At 69.9% G+C, this 14,734-nt stretch carries 13 protein-coding genes and 1 pseudogene; 9 read left to right on the plus strand and 5 right to left on the minus strand.

The window, feature by feature from the left end:
- Positions 1-59 precede the first annotated feature (59 nt).
- Both tipF and V7702_RS13940 read left to right on the plus strand, forming a co-directional pair.
- On the plus strand, positions 60-1,319 hold the full coding sequence (gene tipF, locus V7702_RS13935) for a flagella assembly cyclic-di-GMP phosphodiesterase TipF (RefSeq protein ID WP_335650701.1): 1,260 nt from the start codon (positions 60-62) through the stop codon (positions 1,317-1,319).
- Between the two features lie 57 nt (positions 1,320-1,376).
- The gene (locus V7702_RS13940; RefSeq protein ID WP_335650702.1) at positions 1,377-2,240 is read left to right on the plus strand and encodes a TIGR01459 family HAD-type hydrolase; all 864 of its coding nucleotides are present in this window, start codon (positions 1,377-1,379) and stop codon (positions 2,238-2,240) included.
- 14 nt (positions 2,241-2,254) lie between these two features.
- On the opposite strand, the gene V7702_RS13945 is transcribed toward V7702_RS13940, so the two are convergent.
- Positions 2,255-2,380, minus strand: a complete 126-nt coding sequence (locus V7702_RS13945; RefSeq protein ID WP_335650703.1) for a hypothetical protein — start codon at positions 2,378-2,380, stop codon at positions 2,255-2,257.
- 120 nt (positions 2,381-2,500) lie between these two features.
- Here V7702_RS13945 and V7702_RS13950 point away from each other — a divergent pair, with 120 nt between their 5' ends.
- From V7702_RS13950 to V7702_RS13970, 5 genes are all read left to right on the plus strand, one after another.
- A complete protein-coding gene (locus V7702_RS13950) occupies positions 2,501-2,923 on the plus strand; it encodes a MaoC family dehydratase (RefSeq protein ID WP_335650704.1) in 423 nt (140 codons plus the stop codon).
- Between the two features lies 1 nt (position 2,924).
- Positions 2,925-3,860 carry a bifunctional riboflavin kinase/FAD synthetase gene (locus V7702_RS13955; protein WP_335650705.1) on the plus strand — a complete coding sequence of 312 codons (936 nt, stop codon included), beginning with the start codon at positions 2,925-2,927 and terminating at the stop codon, positions 3,858-3,860.
- Positions 3,861-4,034: 174 nt separating this feature from the next.
- Positions 4,035-6,980 carry an isoleucine--tRNA ligase gene (gene ileS, locus V7702_RS13960; RefSeq protein WP_335650706.1) on the plus strand — a complete coding sequence of 982 codons (2,946 nt, stop codon included), beginning with the start codon at positions 4,035-4,037 and terminating at the stop codon, positions 6,978-6,980.
- Between the two features lie 65 nt (positions 6,981-7,045).
- Positions 7,046-7,543, plus strand: coding sequence for a signal peptidase II (gene lspA, locus V7702_RS13965; protein WP_335650707.1), 498 nt, complete (start codon positions 7,046-7,048; stop codon positions 7,541-7,543).
- Between the two features lie 77 nt (positions 7,544-7,620).
- On the plus strand, positions 7,621-8,169 hold the full coding sequence (locus tag V7702_RS13970; RefSeq protein WP_335650708.1) for a DUF3035 domain-containing protein: 549 nt from the start codon (positions 7,621-7,623) through the stop codon (positions 8,167-8,169).
- Between the two features lie 3 nt (positions 8,170-8,172).
- On the opposite strand, the gene V7702_RS13975 is transcribed toward V7702_RS13970, so the two are convergent.
- On the minus strand, positions 8,173-9,126 hold the full coding sequence (locus V7702_RS13975) for a TraB/GumN family protein (protein ID WP_335650709.1): 954 nt from the start codon (positions 9,124-9,126) through the stop codon (positions 8,173-8,175).
- Positions 9,127-9,197: 71 nt separating this feature from the next.
- On the opposite strand from V7702_RS13975, the gene mutL reads away from it, so the two are divergent.
- Positions 9,198-11,054, plus strand: coding sequence for a DNA mismatch repair endonuclease MutL (gene mutL, locus V7702_RS13980; RefSeq protein ID WP_335650710.1), 1,857 nt, complete (start codon positions 9,198-9,200; stop codon positions 11,052-11,054).
- A gap of 14 nt (positions 11,055-11,068) precedes the next feature.
- On the opposite strand, the gene V7702_RS13985 is transcribed toward mutL, so the two are convergent.
- Entirely contained in the window at positions 11,069-12,685 is a 1,617-nt protein-coding gene (locus V7702_RS13985) for an ATP-binding protein (RefSeq protein WP_335650711.1), read from the minus strand.
- Between the two features lie 340 nt (positions 12,686-13,025).
- Between V7702_RS13985 and V7702_RS13990 the strand changes: the two genes are divergently transcribed.
- Positions 13,026-13,301, plus strand: a complete 276-nt coding sequence (locus V7702_RS13990; protein WP_335650712.1) for a YjhX family toxin — start codon at positions 13,026-13,028, stop codon at positions 13,299-13,301.
- Here V7702_RS13990 and rsmD read toward each other — a convergent pair.
- Positions 13,287-13,859: a 16S rRNA (guanine(966)-N(2))-methyltransferase RsmD gene (rsmD, locus tag V7702_RS13995; protein WP_335650713.1), complete on the minus strand. Its 573-nt coding sequence runs from the start codon at positions 13,857-13,859 to the stop codon at positions 13,287-13,289. The two genes, V7702_RS13990 and rsmD, sit on opposite strands and share 15 nt — an antisense overlap.
- 3 nt (positions 13,860-13,862) lie before the next feature.
- Positions 13,863-14,734: pseudogene (locus tag V7702_RS14000) on the minus strand (hypothetical protein); the annotation flags it as partial.

The raw sequence follows: 14,734 nt of genomic DNA on the forward strand, positions 1-14,734 counted from the left end.
CTGTTCGACTTGCGCGCCCGGCGTAGCCGATACTCCAGGCGATTCGAACAGGCGGGTTCATGCGAAGGCTGACGCTTGCGCTGCTCTGCGGCGCCTATCTCTGTCTGGCGCTGATCATCGCCCTTTCGCTCTGGCGAAACGGCGGCGGTTGGGGTGCGGGCGTCGCCGCTCTGGTCGGCGGCCTGGGCTTGGCCTTCGCCTTCCACGGCCTGATCGAGCACGCCCTGACGGCCTCCGGCATCCGGGCTGAGATCGCCGCCATCCGCGACGCCCACCGCATCCTGATCGACCAGGTCGAACGGGTGGACGCCCGTCTTTCCGAAGTGGTCGAGACCGTCACCGACGACGCCCTGCGCCGCTCCGAGGAGCTGTCGGGCGAGGTGCACATGCTCGAGGACCTGGTCCAGCGCATGGGCCAGCGCCTGGAAGAGCGGATGACCTCCGCCCCGCTCCAGGCCCGCCCCGGCCATGATCCGCGCCGCGAAGCCGTGCTGCTGGAGACGGTCCGCGGGGCCCTGGCCGACAATCGCGTGGATCTCTACCTGCAGCCGGTGGTCGCCCTGCCCCAGCGCAAGACCATCTTCTACGAGAGCTTCTCGCGCCTGCGCGACGAGAGCGGCCGCGTCCTGATGCCGGCTGAATATATCAGCGTGGCCGAGGCCGAGGGCCTGATGACGGCCATCGATAACCTGCTGCTGTTCCGCTGCGTGCAGATCGTGCGGCGCCTGGCCAAGCAGGACCGCAAGGTCGGCATCTTCTGCAATGTCGCCCCCACGAGCCTTGGGGATGAGAGCTTCTTCCCGCAGTTCCTGGACATGCTGGCGGCCAATCGTGACCTGGCCGGGGCGCTGATCTTCGAACTGGGCCAGGGCGCCTTCGAGGCCCGCGGCTCGGTGGAGGCGCGCAACATGGCCAAGCTGGCCGATCTCGGCTTCCGCTTCTCCCTCGACAAGGTCACCGACCTGGACTTCGACCTGCAGGACCTGTCGCGCTCGGATGTGAAGTTCGTCCGGGTCGGGGCCCAGATGCTGCTGGACGAGATGATCGAGCTGGACGGCCGCTTGGTGCTGAAATCGCTGCCCGACCTCGCCGCCGAGGACTTCTGCCAGCTGACCCGCCGCTATGGGGTCGAGGTGATCGTCGAGAAGGTGGAGAGCGAGCGGCAGATCGTCGATCTGCTGGAGCTCGAGGTCGGCTACGGCCAGGGTCACCTGTTCGGCGAGCCGCGGCCGATTCGCGAGGCCGTCCTGGCCGAGGCCGATCCCCCGGCCGACTTCCTGCGCCAGGGCCTGCGCCGGCGGGCCGGCGGCCGGGCTTAGACCAAACCCGGCAAGGCGCATTGACCGCGGGGGCGGCGACCTTTACCGCCGCGCCTCATGACCGCGCCGCAGACGCCCCAGGGCCTATCCGACCTCACCGACCATTATGACGTGCTGCTGAGCGACGTCTGGGGCGTGATCCACAACGGCCGCGAGAGCTTTCCGGCCGCCTGCGCGGCGCTGGCCCGCTGGAGGGCCGAGCGCGGCCCGGTGATCCTGATCTCCAATTCGCCGCGACCCTCGGCCGACGTGGTCGCCCAGCTCGACGCCCTGAGCGTGCCACGCGAGGCCTGGTCGGCCTTCGTCACCTCCGGCGACGCCACCCGCCTGCTGCTGGCCGAGCGCGCGCCGGGGCCCGCATGGCGCCTCGGCCCCGACCGCGACGCGCCGCTCTATTCGGGCCTGGGCCTGTCCTTCGAGAGCCTCGACAAGGCCGCGTTCATCGCCTGCACCGGGCCGATCGACGACGAGACCGAAGGCCCCGGCGACTATCAGGACCGGTTCGAAGGCGCTGCGGCTCGCGGCCTGGAGATGGTCTGCGCCAACCCCGACATCGTCGTCCAGCGGGGCGACCGTCTGATCTATTGCGGCGGCGCGCTGGCCCAACTCTATGAGACCCTGGGCGGCAAGGTCGTGATGGCCGGCAAGCCGCACGCGCCCATCTATGATCTCTGTGTCGTGGAGGCCGAGCGCCTGACCGGCGGCCCGGTGGCGCGGTCCCGGATGCTGTGCATCGGCGACGGGGTGGCCACCGACGTCAAGGGCGCCAACGCCCAGGGGCTGGACGTCCTGTTTATCGCCGCCGGCATCCATGGCGCCGAGACCATCACGCCAGAGGGGCTGGACGCCGCCGCCGTCGACGCCCTGCTCCGCAAGGAGGGCGTCCACGCCCGCTGGGCCATGGCCGACCTCGCCTGGTAGGCTTTTGCGAGCCCCTAACCGGCGTCCGCAGCCACGGGGGTTTGCGGCGGCGGCGGGGTTGGATCGGCCGGCGTCTGGTCGCACGCCGCCGCAACCATGGCGGCGAGGACGATCGCCAGGCCCGGCTTGAACATTCTCATCGGTCACCCCATTGGAAGTCTGACCGCGTCATAATCGGCGCCGATCGGGCCTCGCGTCCAGCGCAAGCGCCTTCGCTTTGCGTGGTGTTGCGTCTATTCAGGCCCAAAAGGGAGCCTTTCGTGGCGGGACTATTCTTCGAGGACCTCAGTCTGGACCAGAGCGCGCAGATCGCCCGCACCGTGGGCGCCGCCGATGTGGAGGCCTTCGCCGCCGTATCCGGCGACGACAATCCCCTGCACCTGGACGAGGCCTATGCCGCGACCACGCCGTTCAAGCGGCGCATCGCCCACGGGATGCTGACCGGCGCCTATATCTCGGCCGTGCTGGGCACGCGCCTGCCAGGCCCGGGCTCGGTCTATGTGTCCCAGAACCTGCGCTTCCGCCGGCCGGTGGGCATCGGCGACGAGGTGACCACCACCGTCACCGTCCGCGCCCTCGACCCCCGCCGTGGCCAGGCGACCCTGGCGACCGTCTGCAGCGTGGCCGGCAAGACCGTGGTCGACGGCGAGGCCGTGGTCCTCCTGCCCAGGCGGGGAGCCTGACATGCGCGTGATCAAGGGATGGAAGGGCCTGATGGCCCGCGACCGCGGCGCCTCCATCGCGCTCGGCAATTTCGACGGGGTCCATCGCGGCCACCAGCAGGTGATTGCGCTCGCCGCGAGAGCCGCCCACGAGACGGGCGCGCCCCTGGGAGTCATCAGCTTCGATCCGCACCCGCGGCAGATCTTTGCGCCCAATGCGCCGGCATTTCGCCTGATGCGGCCGGGCCAGCAGGCCCGCGCCCTTGAGGCGCTTGGGGTGGACCTGTTCTACATCCTGCCCTTCGACCAGGAGATGGCGAGCCTGACCGATCGCGACTTCGCCCAGCAGGTCCTGCACGATGGCCTGGGGGTGGCGCATGTGGCGGTGGGCTTCGACATCTCCTTCGGCAAGGGCCGCACAGGGAGCCCCGCGACCATGAAGGACTATGGGCAGGAATTCGGCTTCGGCGTCTCGGTCGCCGGCGCCGTGGCCGACGACAGCGGCGAGAAGTATTCCTCCACCGCCGTGCGCGACGCGCTGCGGGACGGCCACCCCGAAGCCGCGGCCGCCATCCTCGGCCGGCCCTTCGCCATCGAGGGCGTGGTCCAGCGGGGCCGCCAGCTGGGCCGCGAACTGGGTTTCCCCACCGCCAATGTGCAGGTGGACGACTATGTGCAGCCGCGCTTTGGCGTTTACGCCACCCGCACCCGCCTGCCCGACGGCCGCGAAGTGCCTGGCGTGGCCAATATCGGCGTCAATCCCACGGTCGGCGAGGTCGCCCCGGTGCTGGAGGTCTGGCTGTTCGACTTCGACGAGGACATCTACGACCAGACCATCGAGACCGATCTGATCACCTTCCTGCGGCCCGAGCTGAAGTTCACCAGCCTGGAGGCCATGGTCGAACAGGTGATGCGCGACGCCGCCCAGGCTCGCCAGATCCTGATGCCGGACTTCTGAGGCCAGCCTAAAGGGCTCGCTCGCGCCGCGACGGTCTGCTAGGACGCGCGCATGACGAGCGGCCGGAAATCCCTGCGAATTACACGCCCGGCGTGACGCCGCCGGAGCCTATGATCCAGCGCGCGCCGGGACCTCTTCCGCCCTCCTCCGCCCCCGACTTGGACGAAAAATCCCATGGCCGACGACGCTGAAAAGCGCACCGCTTCCCCCGAAACCGCGGGACGCGACTATCGCGAGACCGTCTTCCTGCCCCAGACCGACTTCCCCATGCGCGCAGGCCTGCCGCAGAAGGAGCCGCAGATTCTGGCCCGGTGGGATGAGATCGACCTCTACAACGCAGCCCGCAAGGCGCGGCAGGCGCAGGGCGCGCCGCTGTTTGTGCTGCACGACGGCCCGCCCTACGCCAATGGCGCCATCCATATCGGCCACGCCCTGCAGAAGACCCTGAAGGACTTCGTGGTCCGCTCGCGCTTCGCCATGGGCTACGACGTGGACTACGTGCCCGGCTGGGACTGCCACGGCCTGCCGATCGAATGGAAGATCGAGGAGGAGCTGCGCAGCAAGGGCCGCCGCAAGGACGAGGTCTCCAAGGCCGAATTCCGCGAGAAGTGCCGCGCCTATGCCGGCCAGTGGATCGAGGTCCAGAAGGACGGCTTCAAGCGCCTGGGCGTCCTGGGCGACTGGGAGAACCGCTACGCCACCATGGACTATGGCAGCGAGGCGGCCATTGTCGCGGAGTTCCACAAGTTCGTGGCCTCGAACCAGCTCTATCGCGGCTCAAAGCCGGTGATGTGGAGCCCCGTGGAGCGCACGGCGCTGGCCGACGCCGAGGTGGAGTATCATGACCACGTCTCGCCGACCATCTGGGTGAAATTCCCGGTCACGCAGGGCTCAGACGCCGCCCGCAACGCCAGCGTGGTCATCTGGACCACCACGCCCTGGACCATCCCGGCCAATCGCGCCATCGCCTATAACGAGGCCGTCGCCTATTCGGTCTTCCAGGTCGAGGCGATGGAGACCGGCCTGGAATTCGAGCCCTGGGCCAAGGCCGGCGACCGGCTGATCGTCGCCGACAAGCTGGTCGAGGATGTCTGCAAGGCCGCCAAGATCGCCAAGTGGCGGCGCATCGAGGCGGTGGACTGCCGCGGCATGGTCTGTGAGCATCCGTTGGCGGCGCTGGACACCCACTATGCCTTCTCCGTGCCCCTGCTGGCTGGCGACCATGTAACCGACGACGCCGGCACGGGCTTCGTCCACACCGCGCCGGGCCACGGCGCTGACGACTATCTGGTCTGGCTGGCCCACGGTCATCGAGAGATCCCCGAGACCGTCGATGCGGACGGCGCCTACTATTCGCACGTGCCGCTGTTCGGCGGGCTGAAGGTGCTGGAGACCGAAGGCAAGAAGGCTGGCAAGTTCGGTCCCGCCAACGGCGCGGTCATGGACAAGCTGATCGAGGCCGGGCGCCTGCTCGCCCGCGGGCGGATGGAGCATTCCTATCCGCATTCCTGGCGCTCCAAGGCGCCGGTGATCTTCCGCAACACCCCCCAGTGGTTCATCCGCATGGACGAGCCCCTGGACACGCCGCAACACGGCGGCCGGACCCTGCGTGAGACCGCCCTGGAGGCCATCGAGGCCACCGCCTTCTATCCCGAGGCCGGGCGCAACCGCATCCGCACGATGGTGGAAAGCCGGCCCGACTGGCTGATCAGCCGTCAGCGCGCCTGGGGCGCGCCGCTGGCCATGTTCGTCGACAAGGAGACGAACCAGCCGCTGCACGATCCCGACGTGGACGCCCGCATCATCGAAGCCATCGCCGCCGAGGGCGCCGACGCCTGGTTCACCCGTCCGGTCAGCGACTTCCTCGGCGCCCATGATCCGGAGCGCTACGAGAAGGTCGAGGACATCCTCGACGTCTGGTTCGATTCCGGCTCGACCCACGCCTTCACCCTGGAAGGCCGCGAAAACACCCGCTGGCCCGCCGACCTCTATCTGGAAGGCTCCGACCAGCACCGCGGCTGGTTCCAGTCCTCGCTGCTGGAGAGCTCGGGCACCCGGGGCCGCGCGCCCTATAACGGGATCCTCACCCATGGCTTCACCATGGACGAGAACGGCGAGAAGATGTCCAAATCCAAGGGCAACACCGTCGACCCGTATCAGGTGATCAAGGAGTCCGGGGCCGAGATCATCCGCCTGTGGGCGGCCATGGTCGACTATTCGGACGACCAGCGGATCGGCAAGACCATCCTGGCCACCACGGCCGACGCCTATCGCAAGCTGCGCAACACCCTGCGCTACATGCTGGGCGCCCTGGCCGGCTATTCCGACCAGGAGGCCGTGCCCCTGGACGAGATGCCGCCCCTGGAGCGCTACATCCTGCACCGGCTTCAGGAACTGGACGGGGAGGTGCGCGACGCCTACGCCGCCTACGCCTTCCAGGACGTGATCCGGCCGCTGATCGCATTTTGCCAGGAAGACCTCTCGGCCCTGTTCTTCGACGTCCGCCGCGACGCTCTCTATTGCGACCAGCCCTCGGCTCTGCGCCGCCGGGCCGCCCGCACGGTGATGGACGCGGTGTTCGAGCGGCTGACCATCTGGCTGGCGCCGCTCATGCCGTTCACCACCGAGGAAGCCTGGACGATGCGCTTCCCGGAGGCGGGGTCGAATGCGCTGCGGGTGTTCCCCGAGACTCCCAGCGCCTGGGCCAATCCCGATGAAGCCGCCCGCTGGGCCAAGGTCCAGGCGGTGACCGCCGTGGTGACCGGGGCGCTGGAGGTGGAGCGTCGCGAAAAGCGCCTCGGCGCCGCCCTTGAGGCCGCCCCGGTGGTCCATATCAACGACCCGGCCCTGATGGCCGCCTTCGACGGGCTCGATCCGGCCGAGGTGTTCCGCACCAGCCAGGCGACGCTGAGCGCTGGCGAGGGTCCGGCCCACGCCTTCCGCCTGGCCGAGGCGCCCGCCGTGGCCGTCGAGCCCCTGCGGGCGCAGGGCCAAAAATGCGCGCGCTCCTGGCGGATCCTGCCGGAGGTGGGCGAGGATCCCCGCTATCCCGACCTCTCCTTACGCGACGCCGAGGCGGTGGCCGCCTGGGACGCCGCCCATGGCGGGGCTGGCGCGTGATCCTTCAAGACCGCATAAAGCGCAGCCATGGCCCTCGGCCAATTCGCTGATCGGAGGCGGGTCTCTTGAAACTGGCCAATCGCCACGGCTGGACCGCCTATGGGCTGGCCCTGGCCATCATCGTCCTCGACCAGCTGTCCAAGCACTGGATCCTGTTCGCCTATGACCTGCCCTCGCGCATCAGCGAACAGGCGGCCGGTCCCTTCTATCTGACCATGGTCTGGAATCAGGGGGTCAGTTTCGGCCTGCTACGGGCCGATCAGGACCTGGGGCGCTGGCTGCTGGTCGGGTTCTCGGTGGTGGTCGCCATCGTCCTGGCCTTCTGGGCCAGGCGGGCCGACCGCGGCCTGATGGGCGCTGCGCTGGGTCTGGTCATGGGCGGGGCGATCGGCAACGCCATCGACCGGGCGCGGTTCGGCGCCGTGGTGGATTTCATCGACGTCTCGCGGCTCTACTTCCCGTGGGTGTTCAACATTGCCGATGCGGCCATCACCATCGGCGTGATCCTGCTGCTCCTCGACAGCCTGCGGCGGGACGCCAAACCCGAGCGCACGCGACCCTAAGGAGATTGGCGCCGCCCCCCTGTTTGCGCTAATGCAATGGACTTTCCGGCCGGGGGCGGCCCTAGGAGCGTTTTGTCATGACCCTAAACCGCGTGATTTTCGCCGGCGCCCTGGTCGCCGCGGTCGGTCTGGCCGGCTGCAGCTCCACCCGTTCTGCGCTTGGCATGACCAAAGTGACCCCGGACGAGTTCCGCGTCGTCACCAAGGCCCCACTGGTGGTGCCGCCCGACTACGCCCTGCGCCCGCCGGCGCCCGGCGAGCCGCAGCCCCAGGAACTGCGTCCCGAGAGCGCCGCCCGTGCGGCCCTGACCGGCGAGCGCGAAGGCCTCAACCGCAGCCGGGCTGAACAGGCCCTGGTGGCCAAGGCCGGGGTCGCCGGCGCCGATCCCCTGATCCGCTATGTTGTCGACGACGAATTCGGCGACATCGCCCACAAGGAAGAGAGCTTCGCCAACCGCGTCATGTTCTGGCGCGGCGACGAGACCCCGACCGCGCCGGCGGGCGAAGACCTGTCGGGTCCCATCGATCCGGCCGCCGAGCAGGCCCGCATCGACGCCCTCACCGGCGGCGGCGAGGTGGTCATCCGTCGCGAGTCGAACAGCCGGATCAAGCTGCCCGGCCTGTAAGGGTCAGTCCTCCGCCGGGGTGCGGATCTCGTAGCCCATCGCGCCCAGCCGATCGAGCACGCCCCCCTGCGACAGCAGGGGGCGCAGCTGCACCACCGCAATGCTGTGGCCGGGCTGGCGCAGCGCGCTGACGATGGCCTGGGTCTGGTCGGCCTTCAGCCGCGCATCCAGCTCCGCCGCCCCGGGCGCGGCGGCCACACACCGCTCATAACTCCGCTCGCCCCCCAGCGCCTCGCGCACCCGCCCCCAGGCCCAGGCCCGGGCGGCGGCCTGGGCTGAGGCCGGCCCCGCCTCCACCGCCGCCAGGGCCTCCTGAACGCAGGCCCGCTGCGCCGCCACGGGCGTCCGCACCACGGCGGCCAGGAGCGGGGCTGCGTCATAGGTCTTGGCCTCCACGCGGATGCCGCGGGCCTGCGCCATCCTGCCGATGGTCTTGGCCGGGTCAGCCGCCGTCAGGCTGGCGGCGTCGCGATAGTCGCTGACCAGCAACAGGGCCGCGGCCATGCCGTTGCGGGTCTTGTAGCGGTCGGCCTCCTGGCCCGCCCTGGCGCGGGCGGCGGCGAACCGCGCGCGCAGGGCCGGGTCCAGCGTCTCCTCATAGGGCGTCCCGGACCGCAGGCGCATCAGGCTGATCACCGCGCCAGGCACGGTCAGCAGGTTCACGCTGGCGTTGTTGAACGGCAGGATGACGCGGTTGGCGCCCTCCAGCCGCCGCTCCAGGACCGAGGGGTCCCAGCCGGAACCCTTGGGAATCACCGAGGGCACGCCCATCACATAGACGGTGGAATCGCCGTCCGAGACCCGCCACCAGGCCGGGCCGATCTCGCGGGCGGTGACCACCAGCTCCTCGACCAGCACGGCGTCGGGGTCCTGGGGCAGGGCCGAGGGAGCCTGCGCCGCCGCCGTCAGGGGCGAGGCCAGCAGCAGCAAGCCCAGAAGGGCGACGGTCAGGCGCATGATCTCTTTCCTCATCAGCCGCCCCCGCAGCCTGAATCGTCCTATATTGCCTTTTGGACCCAGGCTCGAACATGCGCATCCATCGTCTTCCCCCCGAAACCGTCAACCGCATCGCCGCCGGCGAGGTGGTCGAGCGACCGGCCAGCGCCATCAAGGAGCTGGTTGAGAACGCCCTGGACGCCGGCGCCCGACAGATCGAGGTGCAGGTGGAGGGCGGCGGCCTGACCCGCATCCTGGTGGCCGACGATGGTTTTGGCCTCTCGCCCGACGAACTGCTTTTGGCGGTCGAGCGCCACGCGACCTCCAAGCTGCTGCCCGACGACGCGGGCGACTATGACCTTTTGCGCATCGCCACCCTGGGCTTCCGGGGCGAGGCTCTGCCCTCGATCGGCTCGGTGGCCCGGCTCTCCATCACCAGCCGCGCCAGGGGCTCCGCCGACGCCCACGCCCTGCGGGTGGATGGCGGGGCGATGGGCCAGGTCTCGCCCGCCGCGTTCCCTGGACCGCATGGGGCCCGTGTCGAGGTGCGCGACCTCTTCTACGCCACCCCGGCCCGGCTGAAGTTCATGAAGTCCGAGCGGGCCGAGGCCATGGCCATCGCCGACGAGATCAAGCGCCAGGCCATGGCCCACGAGGCGGTCAGCTTCAGCCTGGAGATCGACGGGCGAAAGGTCCTGCGCCTGCCCGCCGAACCAACCGGCGATGTGGGGCGGCTGGCGCGGCTCTCGGCCATCATGGGACGGGAGTTTTCCGAGAACGCCCTGCTGATCGATCACGAGCGCGAGGGCGTGCGCCTGTCGGGCTATGCCGGCCTGCCGACCCTGAACCGCGGCAACTCGGCCCACCAGTATCTGTTCGTCAACGGCCGGCCGGTGCGCGACCGCCTGCTGCAAGGCGCCCTGCGCGGCGCCTATGCCGACTTCCTGGCGAGGGACCGCCACCCGCTGACGGCGCTCTTCCTCGAACTCGACACCGCCGTGGTGGATGTGAACGTCCATCCGGCCAAGGCCGAGGTGCGTTTCCGCGATCCCGCCCTGGTGCGGGGCTTGATCGTCGGCGGCCTGCGCCACGCCCTGGCCGGCGCTGGCCACCGGGCCTCGACCACCGTGGCCGCCGACGCGCTCCAGGGCCTGCGGCCCGGCATGACCCCGGCCCCGGCCTACCGACCCGGCCCGTCGGCCCAGGGCTTCTCCAGCTGGAGCGGCGGCGGATGGGGGCCGGCCCTGGCCCAGGCCATTCCGGGCCTGAGCGAAACGTCGGCCCGGCACGAGTCGACCTTCGAGCCCGGCGGCTACGCCCCGTCCGGATTCTCCGACGACGGCCGCGCTCCAGCCCCGGACCTGGTCGACCACCCGCTGGGCGCGGCCCGGGCCCAGGTGCACGAGACCTATATCGTCGCCCAGACAAGGGACGGCGTCGTCATCGTCGACCAGCACGCGGCCCATGAGCGGCTGGTCTATGAGAAGATGAAGGCCGAGATGGCGGTGGGCGCGGTGGCTCGCCAGGCCCTGCTGATCCCCGAGGTGGTCGAACTGGACCCGGCCGAGGCCGAGCGGGTCGTCGCCCGCGCCGACGAACTGGCGGCGCTGGGCCTCGTCATCGAGCCCTTCGGCGCCGGCGCGGTCCTGGTGCGCGAGACCCCGGCCCTGTTGGGGGAGACCGACGCGGCCGGTCTGGTGCGCGACATCGCCGACGACCTGGCCGAGAACGACCAGGCCCTGGCGCTGAAGGAACGGCTGGCCGAGGTCTGCTCCACCATGGCCTGCCACGGCTCGGTGCGGGCCGGCCGACGGCTGACCGGCCCGGAGATGAACGCCCTGCTCCGCCAGATGGAGGCCACCCCCCATTCGGGCCAGTGCAACCACGGGCGCCCCACCTATGTGGAGCTCAAGCTCGCCGACATCGAGCGGCTGTTTGGCCGGCGCTGATCAGAACGCGCTGATCAGGCGACCGACCGGACAGGCTCTTCCGCCGCGGCGTCCAGCAGCCGGCGCATGGTTTCATAGAGGCGCTCGGCCTTGATCGGCTTTTCGACCACGGCGTCCATGCCCTGCGCCATATAGGCCGCGGCGTCCCAGGGATCGGCGTTGGCGGTCAGGGCGATGATCGGCACGCCGGCCGCCGGTCCGCCCTCGGTGCGAATGTGACGGGTGGCGGCGACGCCGTCGAGGCGGGGCATCTTGATGTCCATCAGGATAAGGTCGAAGCCGCCGGCGGCGGCGGCCTCCACCGCGGCCTGGCCGTCCTCGACCGCGTGGGCTTCGGCGCCGAACATCTCGCAGAGCGTGCAGGCGACCAGCCGGTTTGTGGCGTTGTCATCCGCGATCAGCACCCGGATGTTCTGCCTGTCCGCGACGGTCTCAGCTGGACCGGGCGCTGGGCTGGGTTCACTGGCGGGCACGTCGTAAAGCGGAATCCGGAACACGAAGGTCGATCCTGGCCCGGCGTTCCGACGCGCCTCGATCTCCCCGCCCATCTGTTCGACCAACTGTTGGCAGATGGACAGGCCAAGCCCCGCCCCGCCCTCGCGAACCCCGGCCTCGGTCTGGCTGAAGGGCTGGAAGATCTGCGCCAGGCGATCGGCCGGGACGCCGGAGCCGGTGTCGCGAACCTGGCCTTCCACGTCGAGCAACATGTCCTGGCGCACGCAGGTGAGCGAGACTTCGACGCCGCCGCGCTCGGTGAATTTCAGGGCGTTGCTGATCAAGTTGTTGAGGATCTGCTTGATGCGGACCGCGTCCCCCAGGGCCCACTGGCCCTCAAGCCCCTCATAGGAGAAGGCCAGTCCGACGCCCTTGGCGTCGGCGCGGGCGGTCCAGAGGGACGCCACATCGTCCAGCAGACCGGCCAGATGGAAGGGCTCCTCATTCAGGTCCAGACGGCCAGCCTCGGCGCGGGACAGGTCCAGCGCGTCGGTCAGCAGCCGCAGGAGCGTCTGGCCGGAATCCTGGATGGTGTGGATGTAGGGGGCCAGTTCAGGCTGGGCGAGCTTGCGCTCCAGTATGTCGGCGATGGCCAGGACGCCATTCAGCGGCGTGCGGATCTCGTGGCTCATGACCGCCAGGAACTGGGACTTGGCGCTCAGCGCCGCCTGGGCCTGGGCCTCGGCCCGGCCCAGGGTGTCGGCGATCTGTGTCATCTGCTCGGCGTGGCGGCGATTGGCCTCGCTGGTGGCCTGAAGCAGTGACAGCGCGCTGCCGACGCCGGCATAGCGGCCGCCATTGGTGACGATGAAGCCCTGCAGAAGCTCGGAGGCGCGGTCGGCCAGCGCCTGGCCGCAGAAGTCGGCCACCGTGACGCCGCCCTCCACCACCAGGGGGCTGCGGCTCATCAGCAAGGAGATCGGCCGCAGGGCGTAGAGCGCTCGGCCATAGTGGGCGGCCATGGCCACGAAGAAGGCGTTGCGCTCGACCATGCCGACCGGCCGGCCTTCTTCATCGACCACGGCGATCGCCAGAATGTCGGGCTCAGCCTGGAACCGCTCATAGACCCGCTCGCCCTGGGTGTCGGGCCGGATCGGCGAAACCGGATCCGCCAGGTCGAAAAGCGTGGCCAACATGGCGATAAATCCCCAGCGGATGATGCGCGGAGACTGCCCGGCAACCTTGAACAGACAGTGAAGCTAGAACGCCCCCAAGCGTCTGAGAACATTCATAAAACTGTCGCATTGTCCAAGCTTGGCCGTTTTCGCAACGGGTCCTTCTTGCCGATGGCCTGGTTCCTGTTAGCTTCAGGCCCTCTGGAAGAGGGTCCTATGTCTCCCGTTGCGATGAGCCGCCGAGCCTGAGCCGTCTGCGGGGCGTGATGAACGTCCGCACGGATGCAGGCGCGAACCCCGCACTCCGCGTCGCGTCGGCGCGCGGACGGCATGGCTATGCCTGACCACCGGACGACCTTCCTTGAACATTCCCAAACCGCAGCAAAGGACGCTGCACGCCCTCGCCCAGGGGGCCACAATTCGCTCTGTCCGTGACCATCGCGGCCATATCATCGACGTCGACTGCATCACCGGAGAGGGCTGGCGGCTGACCGATTGCGACCTGGCCGTCTTCAAGGCCCTGCGTCGGCGGGGCTTCATCTCCAGTCGCAACGGCGGGCCTTACCGGATCACCCGGGAGGGCCTGATCAACCTGCGCAGCCGGCAGGACAATCGGACGACCTCACGCCTCTGGTGAAAATCTGAGGAAGTGGACGCGCGCGGCGCCATAGTCGCGGGCGTCCATGTCCTCATATCCGGCCACGGTCGGCGCAGGCTCGCTGGCGCCGCGCTCCCAGACGACCAGGGCGCCAGGGGCCAGCCAGCCGCCATGGGCCAGAGCCGGCAGGGCGGCCTCGCCCAGGCCCTTGCCATAGGGCGGATCGAGAAAGGCCATATCGAAGGCCGGCCCATCACCGCCCGGGCGGAGGCCCAGGTCGGTGGCGTCGCGCCGGTGGACCCGGGTGCGGCCAAAGAGGCCCATGGCGTCCACATTCTCACGGATGGCGCCGCGGGCGTCCTCGTCGGTCTCCACGAACAGACAGAACTTGGCGCCCCGGGACAGGGCCTCGAAGCCGAGCGCGCCGGAACCCGCAAACAGGTCGATCACCCGCAAGTCTCGCAGACCACCGGACCATGGCGCATGCTCCAGGATGTTGAAGATCGCCTGGCGAGCGCGGTCGGAGGTGGGACGCGTGTTGACCCCTTGCGGCGCGGCCAGGCTCTTGCCGCGGAACTCACCCGAAACGATACGCATGGCCTAGCCCCGGGACTTGGGTCCGCGGGGGCCGCCTGCGCCGCGCGGCCCTGACGGGCGAGGTCCGCCGCGGTTAGGGCCTGAAGGGCGGGGGCCGCGCGGCGCAGCCGGGGCGCCTTTGCGGGGCTCGGAGGCCGTCTGGGGCCGATCTGTCCTGGGACCGGACTTGCCCTCGGGGCGGGCCTTCCCGCTCGCCGCGGCACGGGGGCGTTCAGGGGCGGCGCGATCGGCCCGCGGCGCTTGAGATCGAGGCCCATCGGATCTTGGACGGTCCGATGGAGGCCGATCAGATTTGGGACGCTCAGTCCTGTGACGCTCAGTCCTGGGACGCTCGGGGGCCGGGCCGGGCTTGGGACCCGCTCTGGGGCGGTCGGGGCGATCGGTCCGTGGGCGAGGGGCGTCGGGCCGCTCTGCCCGCTCCGGCCGTTCGGCGCTGGCCGCCGTCGCCCGGGCCGCCTGAACCCGGGCCTTGTTGATCATCACGCGGCCCTCGGCCAGGGCGGCGTCCCGGCCGCTGACCTTGGGCGCCGGCTTGCCCTTGGGGGCGCCCTTGGGCCGAACGGTGATCTTGGGCTTGGCCCAGCCGGGTTTGTAGGCCTTCTTTTCCACAGGCCCCTTGGCCTCGACCCGTTCGACCTCGGCGGCGGCGGCGGCGCGGCGGGCGGCGCCGACGCCGCGATTGCGTTTGGGCGGCGAATAGGCCGGCCGGTCGCCCTTGGGCATGTCTTCGGGGGCGATGAAGCCTGCGAACTGCTCGCGCAGCACGCGGGGCCCCACCTCCTCGATCTCCCCGGCGTCCAGGACGCCCAGGGCCAGCGGACCATAGGAGAGGCGGATCAGCCGGTTCACCTGCAGCCCCAGGGACTCCAGCACCC

The sequence above is a fragment of the Phenylobacterium sp. genome, from assembly GCF_036963605.1.
Taxonomy (GTDB): domain Bacteria; phylum Pseudomonadota; class Alphaproteobacteria; order Caulobacterales; family Caulobacteraceae; genus Phenylobacterium.

Bases quoted from the DNA above. Each gene is read 5' to 3' on its own strand.
- V7702_RS13985 (WP_335650711.1), bottom strand. From the start codon at position 12,685: ATGTTGGCCACGCTTTTCGACCTGGCGGATCCGGTTTCGCCGATCCGG.
- V7702_RS13970 (WP_335650708.1), top strand. From the start codon at position 7,621: ATGACCCTAAACCGCGTGATTTTCGCCGGCGCCCTGGTCGCCGCGGTC.
- V7702_RS13940 (WP_335650702.1), top strand. From the start codon at position 1,377: ATGACCGCGCCGCAGACGCCCCAGGGCCTATCCGACCTCACCGACCAT.
- V7702_RS13955 (WP_335650705.1), top strand. From the start codon at position 2,925: ATGCGCGTGATCAAGGGATGGAAGGGCCTGATGGCCCGCGACCGCGGC.
- V7702_RS13975 (WP_335650709.1), bottom strand. From the start codon at position 9,126: ATGCGCCTGACCGTCGCCCTTCTGGGCTTGCTGCTGCTGGCCTCGCCC.
- ileS (WP_335650706.1), top strand. From the start codon at position 4,035: ATGGCCGACGACGCTGAAAAGCGCACCGCTTCCCCCGAAACCGCGGGA.
- V7702_RS13945 (WP_335650703.1), bottom strand. From the start codon at position 2,380: ATGAGAATGTTCAAGCCGGGCCTGGCGATCGTCCTCGCCGCCATGGTT.
- tipF (WP_335650701.1), top strand. From the start codon at position 60: ATGCGAAGGCTGACGCTTGCGCTGCTCTGCGGCGCCTATCTCTGTCTG.
- mutL (WP_335650710.1), top strand. From the start codon at position 9,198: ATGCGCATCCATCGTCTTCCCCCCGAAACCGTCAACCGCATCGCCGCC.
- rsmD (WP_335650713.1), bottom strand. From the start codon at position 13,859: ATGCGTATCGTTTCGGGTGAGTTCCGCGGCAAGAGCCTGGCCGCGCCG.